The organism is Aminobacter niigataensis (assembly GCF_946995915.1).
GTDB lineage: Bacteria > Pseudomonadota > Alphaproteobacteria > Rhizobiales > Rhizobiaceae > Aminobacter > Aminobacter niigataensis.
Window position 1 is genome coordinate 967,655 of sequence record NZ_OX341517.1, and the last position, 18,572, is coordinate 986,226.

18 protein-coding genes are annotated in these 18,572 nt (G+C 60.3%); 8 read left to right on the top strand and 10 right to left on the bottom strand.

The window, feature by feature from the left end:
* Positions 1–5 precede the first annotated feature (5 nt).
* Both O1Y97_RS04530 and O1Y97_RS04535 read right to left on the bottom strand, forming a co-directional pair.
* On the bottom strand, positions 6–884 hold the full coding sequence (locus O1Y97_RS04530) for a plasmid partitioning protein RepB C-terminal domain-containing protein (protein WP_318763252.1): 879 nt from the start codon (positions 882–884) through the stop codon (positions 6–8).
* Positions 881–2,449 carry a recombinase family protein gene (locus O1Y97_RS04535; RefSeq protein ID WP_318763253.1) on the bottom strand — a complete coding sequence of 523 codons (1,569 nt, stop codon included), beginning with the start codon at positions 2,447–2,449 and terminating at the stop codon, positions 881–883. The genes O1Y97_RS04530 and O1Y97_RS04535 overlap by 4 nt, the downstream gene beginning before the upstream one ends.
* A 73-nt stretch (positions 2,450–2,522) precedes the next feature.
* Between O1Y97_RS04535 and O1Y97_RS04540 the strand changes: the two genes are divergently transcribed.
* Together O1Y97_RS04540 and O1Y97_RS04545 are read left to right on the top strand one after the other, a co-directional pair.
* Positions 2,523–2,939, top strand: coding sequence for a hypothetical protein (locus O1Y97_RS04540; protein ID WP_318763254.1), 417 nt, complete (start codon positions 2,523–2,525; stop codon positions 2,937–2,939).
* A gap of 150 nt (positions 2,940–3,089) precedes the next feature.
* Positions 3,090–5,744 carry a UvrD-helicase domain-containing protein gene (locus tag O1Y97_RS04545; RefSeq protein WP_318763255.1) on the top strand — a complete coding sequence of 885 codons (2,655 nt, stop codon included), beginning with the start codon at positions 3,090–3,092 and terminating at the stop codon, positions 5,742–5,744.
* A 65-nt stretch (positions 5,745–5,809) separates the two neighbouring features.
* Here O1Y97_RS04545 and O1Y97_RS04550 read toward each other — a convergent pair whose 3' ends face one another.
* From O1Y97_RS04550 to O1Y97_RS04560, 3 genes are read right to left on the bottom strand one after another with little or no spacing between them, the layout of a single operon-like run.
* A complete protein-coding gene (locus tag O1Y97_RS04550; protein ID WP_318763256.1) occupies positions 5,810–6,271 on the bottom strand; it encodes a DUF6527 family protein in 462 nt (153 codons plus the stop codon).
* Entirely contained in the window at positions 6,271–7,455 is a 1,185-nt protein-coding gene (locus O1Y97_RS04555; RefSeq protein WP_318763257.1) for a ThiF family adenylyltransferase, read from the bottom strand. Before O1Y97_RS04555 ends, O1Y97_RS04550 begins: the two co-directional genes overlap by 1 nt.
* Complete coding sequence (locus tag O1Y97_RS04560) at positions 7,430–8,089, bottom strand: multiubiquitin domain-containing protein (protein ID WP_318763258.1); 660 nt, start codon at positions 8,087–8,089, stop codon at positions 7,430–7,432. The genes O1Y97_RS04555 and O1Y97_RS04560 overlap by 26 nt, the downstream gene beginning before the upstream one ends.
* Before the next feature lie 139 nt (positions 8,090–8,228).
* Between O1Y97_RS04560 and O1Y97_RS04565 the strand changes: the two genes are divergently transcribed.
* The 6 genes from O1Y97_RS04565 (at position 8,229) to O1Y97_RS04590 (ending at position 12,617) form a co-directional block, all read left to right on the top strand.
* The gene (locus tag O1Y97_RS04565; RefSeq protein WP_096362149.1) at positions 8,229–8,618 is read left to right on the top strand and encodes an MbcA/ParS/Xre antitoxin family protein; all 390 of its coding nucleotides are present in this window, start codon (positions 8,229–8,231) and stop codon (positions 8,616–8,618) included.
* Entirely contained in the window at positions 8,599–9,315 is a 717-nt protein-coding gene (locus O1Y97_RS04570; protein WP_318763259.1) for an RES family NAD+ phosphorylase, read from the top strand. The genes O1Y97_RS04565 and O1Y97_RS04570 overlap by 20 nt, the downstream gene beginning before the upstream one ends.
* 84 nt (positions 9,316–9,399) lie before the next feature.
* Positions 9,400–10,110, top strand: coding sequence for a hypothetical protein (locus O1Y97_RS04575; protein WP_318763260.1), 711 nt, complete (start codon positions 9,400–9,402; stop codon positions 10,108–10,110).
* Between the two features lie 24 nt (positions 10,111–10,134).
* Positions 10,135–10,911 (top strand): NYN domain-containing protein, encoded by a 777-nt coding sequence (locus O1Y97_RS04580; protein WP_318763261.1) that lies wholly within the window; start codon positions 10,135–10,137, stop codon positions 10,909–10,911.
* Positions 10,908–11,669, top strand: coding sequence for a GIY-YIG nuclease family protein (locus tag O1Y97_RS04585; protein ID WP_318763262.1), 762 nt, complete (start codon positions 10,908–10,910; stop codon positions 11,667–11,669). The genes O1Y97_RS04580 and O1Y97_RS04585 overlap by 4 nt, the downstream gene beginning before the upstream one ends.
* 201 nt (positions 11,670–11,870) lie before the next feature.
* Positions 11,871–12,617, top strand: a complete 747-nt coding sequence (locus O1Y97_RS04590; RefSeq protein ID WP_318763263.1) for a tetratricopeptide repeat protein — start codon at positions 11,871–11,873, stop codon at positions 12,615–12,617.
* 269 nt (positions 12,618–12,886) lie between these two features.
* Here the strand turns inward: O1Y97_RS04590 and O1Y97_RS04595 are convergent, their stop codons facing one another.
* The 5 genes from O1Y97_RS04595 to O1Y97_RS04615 all read right to left on the bottom strand — a co-directional run bounded on the left by O1Y97_RS04595 (position 12,887) and on the right by O1Y97_RS04615 (position 18,476).
* Entirely contained in the window at positions 12,887–14,158 is a 1,272-nt protein-coding gene (locus O1Y97_RS04595) for a tyrosine-type recombinase/integrase (protein ID WP_318763264.1), read from the bottom strand.
* A gap of 364 nt (positions 14,159–14,522) precedes the next feature.
* On the bottom strand, positions 14,523–15,299 hold the full coding sequence (locus O1Y97_RS04600; protein ID WP_318763265.1) for an L-fucose dehydrogenase: 777 nt from the start codon (positions 15,297–15,299) through the stop codon (positions 14,523–14,525).
* A gap of 11 nt (positions 15,300–15,310) precedes the next feature.
* Positions 15,311–16,588: an L-fuconate dehydratase gene (locus tag O1Y97_RS04605; RefSeq protein WP_318763266.1), complete on the bottom strand. Its 1,278-nt coding sequence runs from the start codon at positions 16,586–16,588 to the stop codon at positions 15,311–15,313.
* Between the two features lie 21 nt (positions 16,589–16,609).
* Positions 16,610–17,464, bottom strand: coding sequence for a fumarylacetoacetate hydrolase family protein (locus O1Y97_RS04610; RefSeq protein ID WP_108606232.1), 855 nt, complete (start codon positions 17,462–17,464; stop codon positions 16,610–16,612).
* 64 nt (positions 17,465–17,528) lie between these two features.
* Positions 17,529–18,476 carry an ABC transporter substrate-binding protein gene (locus O1Y97_RS04615; protein WP_318763267.1) on the bottom strand — a complete coding sequence of 316 codons (948 nt, stop codon included), beginning with the start codon at positions 18,474–18,476 and terminating at the stop codon, positions 17,529–17,531.
* Positions 18,477–18,572 lie beyond the last annotated feature (96 nt).

The window sequence follows — 18,572 nt, forward strand, 5'->3', positions numbered from 1 at the left end:
CTCACCTATGCTGGTTCGATGCGCTCGGCGAGCGCGCGCGGGAGCGTGCTGAGGCCTTCGGCTCGCAGCAATGTCACAAAATGTTCGTCGGCCAGTAGGCGGCGCATCGCATTGGCAACGAACAGCAGCCGGCTGCGCGCCAGCGAGGCGCGCTTGATGAGGAGCTTTTGCCGTTTGGTCTCGCGCTGATAAGCGCGGATGAGGCCTTCGGAGGTCAACGGCTTCTGCACCCGCGCGGGCCGTGAACCCCGCTTGTGGAGCTGTTTGCCGCTGGTGTTGCGTTGGTCGATGATCTTGCGGATCGCTAGAACCTGATTGCCCGGAATGGCCTTCTCTTCATAAGCCTGCGCCAGCGCTTGCTGGACCTCACCATCCCTGGCCCTGGCGATCTCCATCGCAATCGTATGCGGGATCACCCCGCGATCGACGGCCGCGATCAGCTTTTCCTCGCCCCGATCGAGCAGTAGGCAGATGGCGCTCACATATTCCACCGAGAAATCGACCTTGGCGGCGACATCCGCATAGGAATAGCCGCGTGCGTGCAGCGCGCCGATGGCATGGACCAGTTCGAGCGGGCTGTGCTGGCGACGTGCCAGATTCTCGACGAGACTCATGACGAAGCAGTCCTCCTCGGCCGCATCGATCACGATGGCGGGGATCTCGGCCTGGCCGAGCGCGATGAACGCCTCGAGCCGACCCTGGCCGCAGACCAGATCGAACCGCGTCTTACCCGGCCGCTTGCTGACCGTGATCGGCTTCTTGAGCCCCAGATGCGCGATGCTGTTCACCAGCTCCTGGAAGATCCGCTTGTTGCGAACTCGCGGATTGAGAACCGTGATGAGGTCGATGGGGACCGAACGGATTTCTGGGGCCGGTTCGCTCATGCCGCGACCTTCAATGGCGTCCGCCGTGACAGATCGAACAAGGGATCCAGCGTATCGAAACGATAGGCATCGAGAAGAATGCCATTTTCAGGCGCAAGCCGCAGATTGGCGGCCGTCCCGAAATCCAGCCAGGGCAGCAGATAGAAATCGCGGATGGAGCGATTATCTTCACCCATACGTGCGACGATCGTGATGTTCGGGCGGAGCCCGCTGTCAAAGCGCACCTTCCAGCGCAGCGCGCCTGCCTCAGTTGCCCTGCACCGGGAGATGACGAGCGAGGCGGTAAACTCCTCATTGATATGAAGAAGGTCATTCAGGGGATCGCGGCAGACTGATCCGCCGGCCTCGCCGATCTGTGCGATCACCTGGGCGACGACATCGGGATGAAGCGCCCGGAGCGCCTTGTTCGTCTCGATATAGCGATAGTCCCGCGACGGGGCGTAGCCGACCAGCTGATAGGCCCGGACCAGGCTTCCAAAGCGATGCCTGAAGGTGGAGCTCGACGGCATGTCCTCGATCTCGTCGATGACAAGTCCGGAGAGCCATCCCTTCTCCGCGAGCAGGGCCGATAGGCGGCTCAGCAATTCCTCGTCGCTGAAGCGTCGGCTGCGCTCCTGGATGATACGCTGCGCCGCCTCGAAAAAGTCGCGTTCGACAATCGCCTCGAACGCGCCATCACCGCGCACCCACATGTCGGGCGTGTTCACAACCCGCTTTGCCTTCAGCTTGAAGGACGCGCGGTTATAGACATTGTTGCCGATATACTTCTCGTTGGTCAGCACCTGATGAACGGTGCCGCGTGTCCAGGGACGGCCGAGATCGGTAAGAATGCTTTCCTCGTTCAGCGCCGCGGCAATCTCGGTCTCCGTGCGTCGTTGCACCACGAACATCCGATAGAGCCGCCGGACCACCTCGATCTCTTCGGGCGGACCAGGCTTGAGGATGACCCGGTCTGTTTGCAGGCTCTTCTGCTCGCCGCGATTGAGCACGGCCTTGGGCTGACGATGCTCATCGACAAGATAGCGCCGCAATCCGAAGCCCGCAGCGCCACCTTGCCGAAACCCCAGCCGGATAAGACGGCATTGCCCGGTAAAGACCTTGACCGACAACTCCCGGCTATATTCGCCGGCCATCGCGCGCTTCATGCTCTTAATGATCGTGGCGCTCAGGCTGCCGTCATTCTCGAACTGCTCCGCGCAATATTGGACGGTGATCCCGGCCTCGCGGCAGATGAATTCGTAATAGGCGCTCTCGTCGGCATCCTGAAATCGCCCCCACCGGCTGACGTCATAGACCAGGATGGCTTTGAAGTCGGTCTGCCCGCTCCGCACGTCGGCGATCAATTGCTGGAGTGAAAGCCGTCCTTCGAGACGCAGGCCGCTCTTGCCCGAGTCCTCATAGGTCTTGATGATCTGGAACCCGCGTCGGGCAGCATATTGAGCGATGACCTCGGCCTGGTTTTCGGTCGAGTATTTCTGATGCTCGGTCGACATACGGACATATTGCGCGGCGCGGATCGGTTCGCGCGGTACGGCTTCTGCAGCAATTATCTCCGTAGAGTTCATGACACCGACTGCTTTCGTGGACCGCAAACGGACAGGCTCGACTCCCAACCAACTTTATTGGGAGTGAGCGAGAATGTCGTTTTCCAAGAAAGACCGAAAACTTCAGTCCAAAAGCGGAATAATATTTCCAACCTCGACCTTCACGGAACCGCTGGCGATGGCCATTGCTGGAGCCCTGAAGGAAGAGTTCGGCAACACGCCCTCAGCCGTCAAGACGATTGCGCAACTGACGCGTTCCAACGAGCGCGCGGTGCGCAACTGGTTCGAGGGGAAGAACAGCCCAAGCGCCGAGAATCTGGTCATTCTTATGCGCAATTCCGATCTTATCCTGCGCACGGTACTTGCGCTTGCGGATCGCCAAGATCTCGTCGTGGCGGTCGGCCTCGCCGGTCTCCGGCGACAGCTGATGGACGCGGTCGCGGCGATCGACGGGTTACCGATGGACGCTTCGGATCATGGATCCGATGACGTCGATGACGCCGGGACATAACGACTTTGGAACTGTGCTATGACTATATGATCTGGTGCAGACACGAAATGACATTGATTTCAAACGACTCGCGGCGCCGGAAAGTCGTGCCGTAGCGAGTGGCGACGCGCTCACTCTGCGGGGGCGTCGCGTCCCCGACCGGAGGCGCGCATGATCGAATGGATCATCGGCGCGGCGCTTCTCGCCGGCGGCCTTTTCGGCACCGGCAAGACGAAACCGCAGAGCGCGCGCCCGACGCCTGGTCCACGGGAGGATTTTCCTGCCAAGGTCGCGCAGTGGCGCACCGTCTGGGAACCGGCGGTCGATCGTTCACGCTGGATCCCCAAAAGCATGGCGTCGCGCATCATCGCGCGTTTTCCGCCTCCCAAACGGTCAGGATTTCCTTTTTCGTTGATGGGAGGCGATCGCGTCGAGGAGGAACTGCTCACCGAATTTGCCATGCACAATGTCGCCTATCTGGCGAGACAGAAGGAGCGACTGAAGCCCTTCTTCGACACAGTCGAGAAGAACCCGCTCACCGATGATCAGATGGACGGATGCATCTGCATGGATGATGCGGTGCAAATCGTGGCTGCGGCGGGGTCGGGCAAGACGTCGACCATGGTGGCCCGGGTCGGCTATGCGCTTCACGAAGGCCTCGTGCAGCCCGAGCAGATACTCGTTCTGGCATTCAACCGGGCCGTCGCTGAAGAACTCCAGGCTAGGATCAATGCCAGGCTGGCAGGGTTCGATGGCATCGATGCTGTGACCGTAAAGACGTTCAATGCCTTTGGCCTAAGCGTGATCGGCAAGGCGACGGGGCGCAAACCATCGCTGGCCGAATGGGCCGAGCCGGGCCGTGATGGGGTCATGATCGTCGAAATCATCGACGACCTGCGGACCAGCGACGACAAGTTCCATCACGACTGGGATCTGTTTCGCACGGTTTTCGGTCGGGACATTGGTTCATGGAACGAGCCTGCGCAGGCCAACGCCTATCGCGACGGGCGGCGGGGCATTCTCACCGCCAATGGCGAGATCGTCAAAAGTGAAGAGGAGCGGATGATCGCCGACTGGCTCTTCTATCATGGAGTCCACTACCAATACGAACGCCCCTATGAGCATGATACCGCCACCGAGCATCATCGGCAGTATCGTCCCGATTTTTTCTACCCGGAGATCAACCTCTATCACGAGCATTTCGCGCTCGACGAAAAGGGACAGGCGCCACCACATTTCGGGGGCGATTATGTCAGCGGGGTTCATTGGAAACGCGGGCTTCATGCCGAGAAGGGCACGCGGCTCATTGAAACCACCTCCCACGGGATCAGGCGAGCGGCCGGCTTCGCCGGCCTTGCAGATGAACTGAAACGGAGTGGGATCGTCCTTCAATATGATCCTGATCGTCCGGGCAAAGGTCAACGACCGATCACCACCGAACAGCTCGCTGCGACGATCCGGATTTTCCAGCAGCACGTCAAAAGCAACGGCCTCTCCCACCAACAACTCCGGGAGGCCGCGGCCAAGGATGCGCAGGGTCATGCCGACCGCTCAGTCCGATTCCTGGCACTCTTCGAACGGATAGCGAACGAGTGGGAACGGCGGCTGCGTGAGGCTGACTGTATCGATTTCGATGACATGCTGCTGATGGCGATCGAGCATATCGAGCGTGGCAGGTTCGCCAGCCCCTATTTGATGGTGCTGGCCGATGAATTTCAGGACACCTCACGAGCCAAGGTGCGCATGTTGAAGGCCCTGTTGAAGAACGCCGGCGAAGAGGCGCATCTATGTGTCGTCGGCGATGATTGGCAGGGTATCAATCGATTTGCCGGGGCCGATATCGCGGTCATGACTGAGTTCGATAAGGTATTTGATCATTCGACCCGGCTCATGCTGAACACGACGTTCCGCTGTCCTGCGCAATTATGCGAGGCCTCAAGCACCTTTGTTCAAGCCAATCCCCGGCAGATCAAAAAGGCGGTCGAGACGACGAACCCCTATGCGAAAAAGGCGCTGCATGCCTTCGCCGCGGAAACGCCTGCTTTGGCACAGGAACGGCTCGAGCAGAATCTGCAAAGCATGTACGACTTTGCGCGGGACGGCCGGTTGAGCCCGGACATCGACGGCCGCATCAGCGTGATGATGCTCGGCCGTTACAACAATGACGAACCCCATGGCTGGCGGCGCTGGCAACGGCGCTTCGGCGAGTTTCTGAGTATCGAGTACCGCACGGTCCATTCCTCCAAAGGCCTCGAAGCTGACTATGTGATGCTCCTCAACGTCGTCGAGGGCATGATGGGCTTTCCAAGCCAGATTACCGACGATCCACTCCTTCAGATCGCGATGCCCGAACCCGATCCCTATCCCTTGGCAGAGGAGCGCCGCCTCTTTTACGTGGCACTCACCCGGGCGCGCCGCCAGGTACGCATCTACACCCAGACAGACTCGCCTTCGCGCTTCCTGAGCGAACTGGCGAGGTCCGGCGCGGTAGAGGTGGAGGCGGAGGGAGGGACTTTGACCCCGTGCCCGAAGTGCGGCGAGGGCACCATGAGACGGTACGACGGGCAATATGGTCCGTTCGAAGCGTGCAGCACCCACCCGCGTTGCGATTTCAAACGCAACCTTTCAGGGGAGGGTTCCAGCGCAGCCGCGCCACCCGACCGCGTGAGGATCACCCATCCGATATCAGCCGGAGATGACTGTCCCACCTGCGGCGACGGATTGATGGTCGTCCGCTCCGGCGGCGCGTATCAACCGTTTCTTGCTTGCTCGACTTACCCCTCCTGCAAAACGACCGCAGCGCTGGTCCCATCACCGGCGGGGTGAATGAGGTCCGTTACCCGATCACCAACAAGCACTGCGGCGAGGTCGGAGAACCTCGCCGCAGAACATTATTCGCGGCCGATCAGTTTGCGGCAGATCGCTATGATCCAGTTCAGGGCGCGTCGGACCAAACCAGTTCCGGCCGGCGGCACGAAATTGGGCTTCGGCATACCGATGGGCGCCGGCTTTGGCGCAGGCGGCCGCTTGAGCCTACGATCGCGCTCCCGTCCCGCCTCGATTGCACCGCGAGACATTCTGCCTGCCCAGAGGATCTTGCCCTGCTTGATCACATAATGTGAAGCGCAAGCGAAGTCGTGATTGCCGATCGAAGGCCAGATCGATGCTGCATCGCCCTCCATCGACAGTCGATATTCGGTACGAACGAGGGGTGTGGACACTTCTTCCCCGCACCCGCATGCGCAATTATGCAACGCGACGCGGCATTCCTCCGAGACATACAGGATACCGTCTTCGAGAATCTCGGGTATCTCGTCCACGAAGACGGTTTTGAGCCTGTCGACCCGGGCCATTATGCGGCCCTATTCGAGATGTTGTTGCCCTCGATCATGTAGACCGCGTTCACCTCGTTCCGCTCGTCGCGAAAATAGTTTGACCAGCGCTTCCATCGCATGATCGCCATGATGGCGTTGAGCGAATTGACAGCGGCGATCTGAATATCTGTCCGGTAAAGGTCGTCGTCCTCCTTGTCATCGCCGAACGGCAGCAACCGTTCGACTTCGGACCAGGCCATGCCGGGGCGGATGAAGGTTGCTCGGGCGCAGCCATCAAGACAATCCTCTTCCAGGCCTACTCCGATTCCGGTGTCGACGAAGGGAATCTCCAGCCGAAGCAATCCCTCGGCTATCTCGCGGCGTGAAGACCCCTTATCGATGCAGACGAATACGAAATCGAAGCCTGCCAGCTCGTCCACATTGGCCGCTGTCACCCGAACAGGATGCGCGGTGATGCCCGTATGCATCCGGGCATAGACCTGTGCGTAATAGTCGACCTTGTACGGGAAACCCTTGAGCAGTTCCGGCTCCGGTGAGCCAGGCGACCGGAACAGATTGTGGTTCAAGAGCTGGTCGCCATCATAAAGATGGATTTCGGTAACCCAAGTCTTCGCCAGCAGATCGAGCAGAAACGATCCGGTTCCGCCAAGACCGATGATCGCGACCCGCCCCTTCAGCTTGCGGTTCACGCCGCCAATTCGATAGCGGGCCGAGGCGGAATCGGGAATGGCGAACGGGCTATCGTCATTGGCGATCATCGCCTTGGCATGGGTCCGGGCGTTGGCCGTCCGATCGAGAGACCGGGCAGCGCCGCCGATCAGTCGCTCATAGGCGACCACCTTGTCATAGATATTTTCGTACCGGTGGGTGACCTCGGGCTTGGACGAGAGATAGTGATCCACGTCCATCTCGCCGCAGCGCTGTTTTTGGGAATTGTTGATGATGTTCCCCATGGGGGCGCCGTTGCGATGGCACGGCGTCCCGCCTGCGAAATACATCGTGTGATCGCCCTGCGGCGTTGCCGTAAGGCCGGTGCCGTCGAGCGACAGGGCGCAGGTAAGCACGCCCCTTGCCAAATTCCCGTCAACCGTGACGTGCGGAACGCTCCGCACGATCAAGTGGCTGTTGCGCACCTCGATCTCGAAGCCCTCGTCAGCGAGGCGCTTGAGATGGGGATCACGACTTATCAGAGCGGCGGACATTGAAGACCATCCCTTTCTTCACCTGAATGGTCTCGCCTTCGACGAGATCGCCCTCGGCGCCATGAACGCCGTGGAGATAGGTGATCGTGAAGTTGAAGTTCTCAAAGTCGGGGTTGGGATATGCGATTGCCGCGATCTCCCGGTAGCTGTGCGGGCGCCTTTCCACGGTCCTGGGGCGTCCATTGACCTTGATGGTTACCATCTTGGGTTCACGGCTGCGGATCCGTTCGACCCCAGCGCCATCCAGCGCCACCTCGCCATCGCTTGGGATGACGGCATCGCCAGCGCTGTCGAGGATGAGCTCAAGCTCTTCGTCGATCTCGCCATAGCGATAGATGTCGGCGGCGAGGATCGTCGGGGAACCCCATTCCCAGCCCCGCTCGTTGACGGTGAAGTTGTAGGCGCGGTCGCTGGTGAACGAGAGGAAGACCGCGATCTCGCCGCTGGCGAACTTGACCTCCTCCTCGATGCTGATCGAGCGGGCGAGGCCACCTTCGATCTGGATCAGAACGAAATCGCTGGCAGGTTCCAGCCCCGCAATCTCGCGGATCTGGCTACCATCCAAGACTTTGTCTCCGGTGCCATGAAGGGCACCGTTGACGCTAAACTGAAATTTGTCGTGGCCCTTGGCCATAACGGTGCTCCATATTCTACCGACTCTTGATCCCGAATCCACCATGGACTAGGATCACCATCGAGTCCCGATGTGGACTATCTATATCGGGACCAATTTGCGTTTCAAGTCCAAATCTGGATGAGAGGGAGAATTATGCGTGGTTAAGCTCGAACCCACCGCCCAAGCGGGCGAGGGGCGGTCCGCGATTCCGGCGGCAATGGAGGCATTCCAGGGGCTGGCGGAATTGTGGCAGCTGTCGACCGAGGACCAGTTGCTACTGCTCGGATCACCCGGCCGATCGACTTTTTTCAAATGGAAGAAGGATGGCGGATCGCTCCCGCGCGACACGGTCGAACGCGTTTCCCACCTTCTGGCGATTCATAAAGCGCTCGAGATTCTGTTACCCGACACTCGCGCTGCCGATGGTTGGATCCGCCGGCCCAATGCCCAGTTCAACGGGCAAAGTGCCCTTGATGTCATGCGCGGCGGCCAGGTGATGGATATCTATCGCGTGAGACAGTATGTGGATGCGCAACGTGGCGGATGAATTCATCGCGCAAGATATCGAGCAGCCCTTCTTCACGCTCATTCCATCGCGCTTCCCCACCATCGACGTGTTCGCCCGGGTGGCAAATGATCGCAGCCATGCGCTGGCCGAGATTGAATCGCTGACCAATCCGCGCTTGCGCGAACGGGATCGCCTGATGAACGGGGCGCAAGTCGTGGACGGAAATGGTCCGCTTCTGCAAAACTGGAACCACGCGCCATTCACCTATCCGAACCCGGACGGTACGCGTTTCTTCGACGCAGATCGCCCTGCGCTCGAACTGGCCGCGGATATGCAAACGGCATTGGCGATCTCGATCCGAAAGCGCGAGACGTTCCTCAGCAAGACTGGTGAAGCGCCGATCGGCCTGGAAATGCGCGAACTCTCGCGGCAGGTGAAGGGACGGTTTTTCGATGGTCGTGACTGGGATCCCGAGCTTGATCTTGGCGAACGGCGCCGTCGCGGCCGGCAGATTGCAGAGGCGGGCTTCGATGGCCTTCTTTTCCGGCCCGCCGAGCGACCGTCAGGCCTTTGCGTGAGCGTGCTCAGGGGCGACGTGCTGGAGCGCGCCGTGCAACGCGATCATTTCAAGTTCGTTTGGGATGGCAGTCGCGTCCGCACCGTTTACTCGTTTGCCTCCGACGTCCAATATTCCCCGGAAGATTTGTGCGGGATCACCCAGGTCCTGGCGGCCTAGCGGCGATGCACCAGCATAGCCCCGCCGTGGGGGCATGTGCGACGGCGCAGGGCTGATGGCGCGCTCAATTGCGGCAGATCAGCGGTGCTCCAGATTGCGGGAGACATGATAATTCCAGGCCAACTGATCACCGCCGTCGATATGGCCAATGCCAATGGCATCGATCCGAAGCGTTTCCGTGCGGCCCTCCGAGCCGCGGGTCTGGACTGGCATCCGCACAACGGTCGTTGGGAGGCCATGCGTGGAAGCGAACAGCATCAGGATATGGAAACGGTCATGGCGCAAATTTGCGGAGGGGGCTTCAAGCAATCGTTGGCCACAAAGGCTTTCCGCGCCGTTCCCAAGGCAGCATTGCGCGATGAACACTATGTGCTCGATCTCTGCGACGAATTTCTAGGCCTGAAAGCCGTGCGTCAGCATTGCTTTCCATTTCTGACCGGAGATCCAGATCGGCGTGGCCGCCGCAAGGCCCTGCCTCTCGATGGCTTTTACCCAAGCCTCAACCTCGTCGTGGAATATCATGAGCGCCAGCATCGCGAGCGTGTCGGCTTTTTCGATGACAAGCCGACGGTCTCGGGAGTGCCTCGTGGTGAGCAGCGCCGGCGATATGACGAGCGGCGTTGCGATTTGTTGCCGCAACACGGTTACACGCTCGTGGTGCTCGAGGTAGCCGAGTTTGCCCATGATAGAGCCAAGCGCCTGCTCAGGGTTGCCAGAGACAAGGACGTCGTTAGCCTTCGCCTTCATGAATTCGGGCCACAAACACGCTCTGCCGCAGTTTTATCTGCTGATTAATGAAAATTGAGGCATGGTGCGCCAATGGCTACTGAACCGCGCGCGCCCAGACTTGCAGTGTTGATCGATGCTGAAAACGCCTCTTCGCGAATTGCGCCCCGTCTATTCGAAGAAATTGCAAAGATCGGCGAAGCGAGCGTTCGCCGGATTTACGGCGACTTCTCGGGAACCAGGCTGAAAGCCTGGGCTGACGTTCTTTCGCCCCATGCCATCAAGGCCCACCAAAGCTTCGCATATACCAGCGGCAAAAATGCGTCGGACATCGCCTTGGTCATCGACGCGATGGACCTGCTGCATACCGGCCGATTCGATGGCTTTTGCCTCGTGTCGTCCGACAGCGACTTCACCGGTCTGGCGTCGCGTATCCGCGAGCAAGGCATCGACGTCTATGGTTTTGGAGAGCAAAAGACCCCAGAAAGCTTCCGCCAAGCATGTCACCGATTCATCTATACGGAGAACCTGCTGCCCGAGGCACCGGCGTCGGATGAGCCGGAGCGGCCCGATACGCGACCAGCCAGCGTCAAAAAGCCGCCCAGCGCTGCGGCGCCATTGATCCGGACCGCAATTTCGCAGCTGGATGATGAGGCGGGATGGGTTGCCCTTGGCCGGGTAGGGCATCGCTTGGCAGCCCTTGCCTCTGATTTTGACCCCAGAAGCTATGGCCAGAGCAAGCTCAGCGACCTGGTCGAAAAGGCAGGAGGGTTCGAGTCGCGCCGGACTGACGCGGGACACATACAGATACGTGCGACGCAAAATGCCAAGGCCAAGCAGGCACAGGCCAAACAAGCCAAGCCGGCATGACGGACGAGCTACCCGAACTCTTGCTCTCCCAGATCGCTGATGGGGGTTTCGTCCACACTGGCCGCTGGGCGCTGAATCCTGAAGGAGCGCTGGTTTTTGCCGGCAATGCCCCGAAGCAGCCCGGCGTCTACATTTTCGTGCAGGCCGGAACTGCGCGGTATGTTGGCGTCGCGTCAAAGAATCTCGCGCAGCGCCTCTACATGTACGGTCGCCCTGGCATCAGCCAGCGAACCAATATCCGCCTGAACGGGGTTCTCCGAAACGAGCTCGCAAGCGGCGAAATCATCGATGTATATGTGGCGAGCCCGCCCGACCTTGAATGGAATGGGTGGAAGGTTTCCGGCGCCGAAGGTCTCGAAGCGGCGATTATCCGTGGCTTTCGCCTGCTTTGGAATCGTCGAGGAACGGTTCCAGCGCCGATGCAATCTGCATCGAAGGGACGGCCACCTTCCGATCCGTCCAAGACCGCGGCTTCCTGTGAAGTCGTAGATCCAGAGGAAAGGCCGAACACCGCCGATCGCATTCGCGACTATACGGAAAGCAAGTTTTTCGGCCCAGCCAGGAATGCCGGTCAGCCCCTTGTTGAAGTTTCTGCGCGCGAGATTCACGATGGGCTCAGGCTGCGCAATGCATTCCCGTCGGTTTGTCAGGCGCTCGGCGGACGAAAGATCGCCGACATGTGTCGGGTCAAGCTAACCCGGCGAATTGGCCCCGCGAACAGTTCGACGACCGCTTTTGTTTTCGAGCTGATCCAATAAGAAGGTCGACCTGGGCCAGATGGCCGTTCGGTGCGCCGTGCAATACGCGGTGATGTCTCAATTCCGCTACCGAAATTTCCGGTCAGGTGCCCTTCGGAAAAGCGGCCAGTTTATTGGCAAGCGGTGCGTGCAAAAACCTTTGTGTGGGAGTGACATGCTCTGGATCGCTACATAGAATGTGCCCGACCTTGATTGTTTAAGATGGGATTTTTGGTGTTTCGGAAACTGTTTGGGGGCAGCGCGCCTCAATCGCCAGCATATGAAGCTGGCCAGCAGCTTTTTCAGCAGGGAATGAAGGCCGCAAGTGAGTATCGCACCTCTGACGCGATAGCGCTCTACACGAAGTCATTTGAAGCTAATCCGAACCCAGCGCCACTAATTAATCGGGCAAAACTGTATCGTTGGCGTCTTCTATTCGACGAAGCGATCCGGGATATCGAAATCGCGATGCGGCTCGATAAAGAGCAGAGTGACGAATTCGCTATACCGATGGGGAATGAGCTTCGTGAGTGCAGGTTACTCGCTCAACATCGCCTGAGCGGGAAGAAGGATTTGTTCATATCCGATCTACGAAGCAAAGGCTTTGATTATGTATCTGGACGAATTGCCGATTCTATTTTCGAGGGCAATGGCCAACTACTTGGATACCACATGGTCAATGAGGTCGATAACATAAAGAAGTTTGAGAATTTGGCCGATTTTCCTTCTGCAAAAACACTCCTCGACAACTGGATGAAGGATCAAAGCGTCATTGATGAGGCGTTGCGAAATCCGAATATCAGCGAAGAATATTCTGAAAAGAGAATAATATTCGAGACCATGATCTGCGTTTATGACTATGGTGATATGGCGAAGATGCGCGACACGATCATTAGAAAGATATGGTGCTTGCTGACCCCTCCCAGCCAGATGCAAGCTATTTGGGAGGTAGGCCTCCGAAATGCGTGAGCTGCTATTCCACGAGAACGTCATGGAATTAATCCTCGGCGGTTCGTTTTGATCAGCACCAGTGCTCTCTTTCGCCGCTCCGAAATCCCTGGTGAAGTCCAAAGTCAGCCAGTCCTTTGCTGGCGTCGCCGCGCGCGAGATTTGCGATGACCTCAGGTTGCGCGATGATTTCTTGTCGGTTTTTCAGGCGCTCCAAAAACGAAAACTCGCCAAAATGGGTCGGGCGAAACTAATCCGGCAATTTGGTCCTGCAAACAGTTCGACTGCAATCATGCAGCCTTTCGATCTGCCTCATTATTCAGAGCCTGATCATCCGAGGAATCCAGCAACGCGGCGATTTCACCACAGGTTCGGGTAACGGCGAGTTTCAGGGCTTCGTCGATATGCACGTATCCTTGGGTGACGCTCTGCGCGGCGTGGCCGAGAAGCGCCCGGATCGTCAGCTCGGAAAAGCCGAGATCACCGGCAACACTGCCAAAAGTGTGTCGTAAGGTGTGAGGCGTGATCCCCTCGATACCAACTGACGCGCACAGCCGCGAGAGGCAGGCCTTGGCAGCCGTGAAATAACCGTCGCCGAAATCGGCGGGAAAGACATAAGGGCAATTCGGGCGAAAGGGCTGGCCGGCGGCCAGTTTCGCGGCGGCGGGACCGATAGACCTGATTTGGGCGCCCCCTTTGGTGTCGGGGAAGCTCACATAGCCTGCATCGGCATGAAGCCATGCGCGCTGGAGACCCTGACCTTCAGAAATGCGGAAACCGGTAAGGAGCAGAAAACGCACGATCGCCAGTGCGACTGGATGCTCGCCGTTCCGCTCTGCATGGCGCATCGCCAGGCCCAGCATCCGTATCTCGGCAACACTCAGTCGCCGTGTCTTCTTTTGCCCGGCCAGTTTTCGGGCACCCCGACTGGGGTGATTTTCAATCTGGTCCAAACGGGCAGCATGGCCAAGGATCGCCTGCAAGGTCGCGACCGTTCGTGCGGCAACTCCGGGGCCGCCGGTCGTCGCGCCACCGCGCCGCTTGTCCTTCGGCTTCGCTGTCCTGCCGGCAGCAATATCGGACTGCATTCCCTCGATATCAGCCACCTTCAGCCCTTGGGCGAGGCGTGCGCCAAGGAGAGGTTTGATGTGCGTTTCGATGCGGCTTTTATCCATCGCGAGTGTCGATTTCTTGATCGGGCGATTGCGACGACCGAGGATCCGCCCCGCTTCAGCTTCTTTGAGATACCAATCGCACAGGGTCGCAACAGTAACCTGCTCGCGAGGATTGTCTTCCGCGTCAGCCGGATCCTCGCCGGCAGCGACGGCGCCGAGTTTGATCTTGGCCTGGTCGCGAGCAAGTTCGACGGTCAGCGTTCCGTATCGCCCCAGATTGATGCGACGGCTTTTTCCTGCCGCGTTGCGATACTGGATGATGAAGGTCTTCACTCCGGCCTTGGTCACACGCACGCCGAAACCTTTCAATTCCCCATCCCAGAGGAACGCTTGAGCCGATGTCGGTGCCTGCAAAGCGTCCACAGCTCTCTTTGTCAGTTTGGCCATTTCACATTCTCACCGTCCATCTGCTTACACGGCTGAATCATAGCATCCATGTAAGCAATATGTAAGCAGATGGATGGAAAAATCGGGTCGCTGTAGCGAAGCCTGTCGAACGATACTCAGATTTAGCTATTGAAAAATAGTGCTTTATCGAAAGTTCGGATATTGCAGCGTAGGTACTGAAGGACCTTGCCAAGGTTGGGGTCGAGCGTTCGAATCGCTTCACCCGCTCCAAATATCCCACGAAAAAGGCCGCGGTTCTCCGCGGCCTTCGTCGTTTCTGGCGGGCTGAAGCGATAGCCCTGCCGAGCGAACGCAGTCGCGGTTTCGATGCGCCTGTAGCGCTGGCGTTGAACCCGGGGGTGGTTCAGTCCAGCGCGCGGTCGAGATGCGTGTAGCCGCCGTCGACGAACAGCCACTGGCCGGTGGTGTGGCTCGCCTTGTCGGAGAGCAGGAAGATCACGGTGTCGGCGATTTCTTCTGCCGTCGTCATGCGCTGTCCCAGTGGGATCCGGCGGGTGATTTCTTCCAGGCGCGCTTCGGGATCGTCGAAGGTCTTCAGCCACTTCTCGTAGAGCGGCGTCATCACCTCGGCCGGGATGACCGCGTTGACGCGGATGCCGTCGCCGCGCAGGGCAGCCGCCCATTCGCGGGTCAGCGACAATTGCGCGCCCTTGGCGGCGGTGTAGCCGCTGGTGTTGCCCTGGCCGGTGAGCGCCGTCTTGGACGAGACGTTGACGATCGCGCCGCGCGCCTTTTTCAGCCACGGCAGGCAATGGTGGGCGGTCGTGTAATAGTGGATCAGGTTGCGCTCCAGCGACTCGCGAAAGGCGTTGGGGCCAGCTTCGAGGCCGATGCCGTCGTTGATGCCGGCATTGTTGACCAGCCCGTCGATGCGGCCGAAGGTTTTTGCCACGTCCTTTACTGCGGCCTCGATCTCCGGGTCGTGCATCAGCTCGACCTGGACGAAGAGCGAGCGCGGTGCAGCGGCCTTAAGCTTGGCCGCGAAGTCGTCGGCCAGCGGGCTGCGCCCAAAGACGACGGGGATCGCGCCCTCGGCAGCCAGTCCGAGCGTGACCGCGCCGCCGATGCCCGCGCCGCCGCCGGTGACGATGACCACCTTGTCCTTCAGGCCGAGATCCATAGTCGTCTCCCTCAGCCGCGGAATAGGAAGTCTTCGAGCGTCGCCGGCTTCATCTCGATGGAGAAGCCGGGCGCGGTCGGCGGCATATAGGCGGCATTGCGTACCACGCAGGGTTCCTTGAAGTGCTCGTGCAGGTGGTCGACATATTCGACGACGCGGCCCTCGCGGGTTCCGGCGATGCAGACATAGTCGATCATCGACAGGTGCTGGACATATTCGCAGAGGCCGACGCCGCCGGCATGCGGGCAGACGAGCAGATTGTATTTGGCCGCCATCAGCAGCACGGCGAGAATCTCGTTGACGCCGCCGAGGCGGCAGGAGTCGATCTGCACCACGTCGATTGCGCCGCGCATGATGAACTGCTTGAACATGATGCGGTTCTGGCACATCTCGCCGGTGGCGACCTGCACCGGCGCCACGCCCTCGCGGATCTTGCGGTGGCCCTCGACGTCGTCGGGATTTGTCGGTTCCTCGATGAACCAGGGCTTGGCGAAAGCGAGGTCGCGCACCCAATCGATGGCCTGGCCGACTTCCCAGACCTGATTGGCGTCGATCATCAGCTGGCGGTCGGGGCCGAGCACCTCGCGGGCGATGCGCAGGCGGCGGATGTCGTCGGCCTTGTCGCGGCCGACCTTGAGCTTGACGTGGTTGAAGCCGGCGTCGACCGCCTCCTGGCAGAGCCGGCGCAGCTTCTCGTCGCCATAGCCGAGCCAGCCGGCCGAGGTGGTGTAGCAGGGGTAACCCTCGCGCTCGAGCGTGGCGATACGCTCGGCCTTGCCCGGTGCCTTGTCGCGCAGCATGGCGAGCGCTTCGTCAGGCGTGATGCAGTCGGTGATGTAGCGGAGGTCGATGCAGCGCACGAGCTCTTCGGGCGACATCTCGGCGACCAGCTTCCACACCGGCTTGCCCACCATCTTGGCCCATATATCCCAGACGGCGTTGACGACCGCGCCGGTGGCCAGATGGATCGCGCCCTTGTCGGGCCCGATCCAGCGCAGCTGGCTGTCGGAGGTGACATGGCGCCAGAAGGCGCCCATGTCTGATGTGACCTTGTCCATGTCCAGGCCCACGACCAGGTGGCGCATCGCCTCGATCGCCGCGCAGCAGATCTCGTTGCCGCGGCCGATGGTGAATGTCAGGCCATGACCCTCGATGCCAGGTGTGTCGGTCTGCAGGATGACATAGGCCGCCGAATAGTCGGGGTCCGGGTTCATCGCGTCGGAACCGTCGAGATGCTGCGAAGTCGGGAAGCGCAGGTCGAGCACCCGCATGTCGATGATTCTGGTCATGGTCTGGGGTCCTGGAAGGGTTCAGGCGGCGACGACGCGCTGCCTCTGGGTGCCGAGGCCTTCGATGCCGAGCGACATCGTCTGGCCGGCCTTGAGATAGACGGGCGGCTTCTGGCCGAGGCCGACGCCGGGCGGGGTGCCGGTGGAAATCACATCGCCGGCCTGCAGGCTCATGAAGCGGCTGAGATAGGCGACGACCTGCCGTACCGAAAAGATCATGGTCCTGGTCGAGCCGTCCTGGAAGCGCTTGTCGTCGACGTCGAGCCACATCTTGAGGTTCTGCGGATCGGCGATCTCGTCGGCGGTCACCATCCAGGGGCCGGTCGGGCCGAAGGTGTCGCAGCCCTTGCCCTTGTCCCAGGTGCCGCCGCGCTCGATCTGGTATTCGCGCTCGGAGACGTCGTTGACGACGCAATAACCGGCGACGTGGCTCATGGCGTCGGCCTCGTCGATGTAGCGGCCGGGCTTGCCGATGACGACGCCGAGCTCGACCTCCCAGTCGGTCTTGAGCGAGCCGCGGGGGATCTCGACGTCGTCGTCGGGTCCGACGATGGCCGAGGTCCACTTGTTGAAGACGATGGGTTCGGCCGGGATGGCGGCGCCGGTTTCGGCGGCGTGGTCGGCATAATTGAGGCCGATGCAGATGAACTTGCCGATGCGGCCGACACAGGCGCCGAGGCGCAGGTCCTGCTGCGGCGTGCCGGCGACCAGCGGCAAGGTCTCGGGGTCGATGCTGCGAAGTCGGGCAAGGCCTTCGGGCGCAAGCACCTCGCCGGCGATGTCGTCGACGATGCCGGAGAGATCGCGGACGCGGCCGGACGTGTCGAGGATGCCGGGCTTTTCGTTGCCCTTGGGGCCGTAACGGAGCAGTTTCATTGAAGTCACCCTGGTTGAGAAAGCCGGAGGCGGCGAACCGCCTCCGGAGATGTCGGGATCGTGGTCAGTCGTACAGCACGGCTGCGATGTCGGGCTGGTCGATGTTCGACTTGTCGTAGTAATAGAAACCGGTGTCGATGTTCTTCTCGACCGCTTCGCCCTTGGCCGCCTTTACGGCCGCTTCGACGGTTTTGTAGCCGATGCCGACCGGGTTCTGGGTGATGGCGCCGGCCATTTCGCCGTCGCGGATCGCCTGCTTCTGCTGGGCACCGGAATCGTAGCCGATGATCACCAGCTTGCGGCCGAGTTCCTTGGCGCCGTTGACGACGCCGATGGCCGAGCCTTCATTGCCGCCGAACATGCCCTTCAGGTCGGGGCTGGCCTGCAGGATGGCCTTGGTGATCTCGGTCGACTTGAGATGGTCGCCGCCGCCATATTCGATCGACACGATCTCGACCTTCGGATGGGCCTCCTTCATGCGATTGACGAAGCCGTCGCGCCGGTCGATGCCGGTGCGGCTGGTCTGGTCGTGCACCAGCACCGCCACCTTGCCCTCGTCGCCGATCAGTTCGGCCATCTTGTCGGCGGCAAGGGCTGCCGCTGCGATGTTGTTGGTGGAGGCGGTGGCAACCGGGATGTCGCTGTCGACGCCGGAGTCGAAGGCGACGACCGGGATCTTGGCATCCTTGGCCTGCTGCAGCAGCGGGATCGCTGCCTGGCTATCGAGGGCGGCAAAGCCGATCGCCGCCGGCTTCTTGGCAAGGGCCGCTGCCAGCATGTCGATCTGGCGGTCGACCTGGGACTCCGAATCCGGACCTTCGAAGGTGACCTCGACGCCGAGATCGGCGGCGGCCTTGTCGGCACCTGCCTTCACGGCCTGCCAGAACTGGTGCTGGAAGCCCTTGGAGATCAGCGGGATGTACATCTTGTCCTGGGCCATTGCCATGGTCGAGCCGTAGCCGAGGATCGTCATGGCGCCGAGGGCGCCAAGCACGGTGCGTCTAGTGAACATGTTTCCTCCAATTGATCGTTGGTTGATCGTTTCCGTGGGGCGCTTTCGCCCTCTTCTTGATGTTGGCGCAGCACGTCGGCGCTGCGCGAAGCAAGC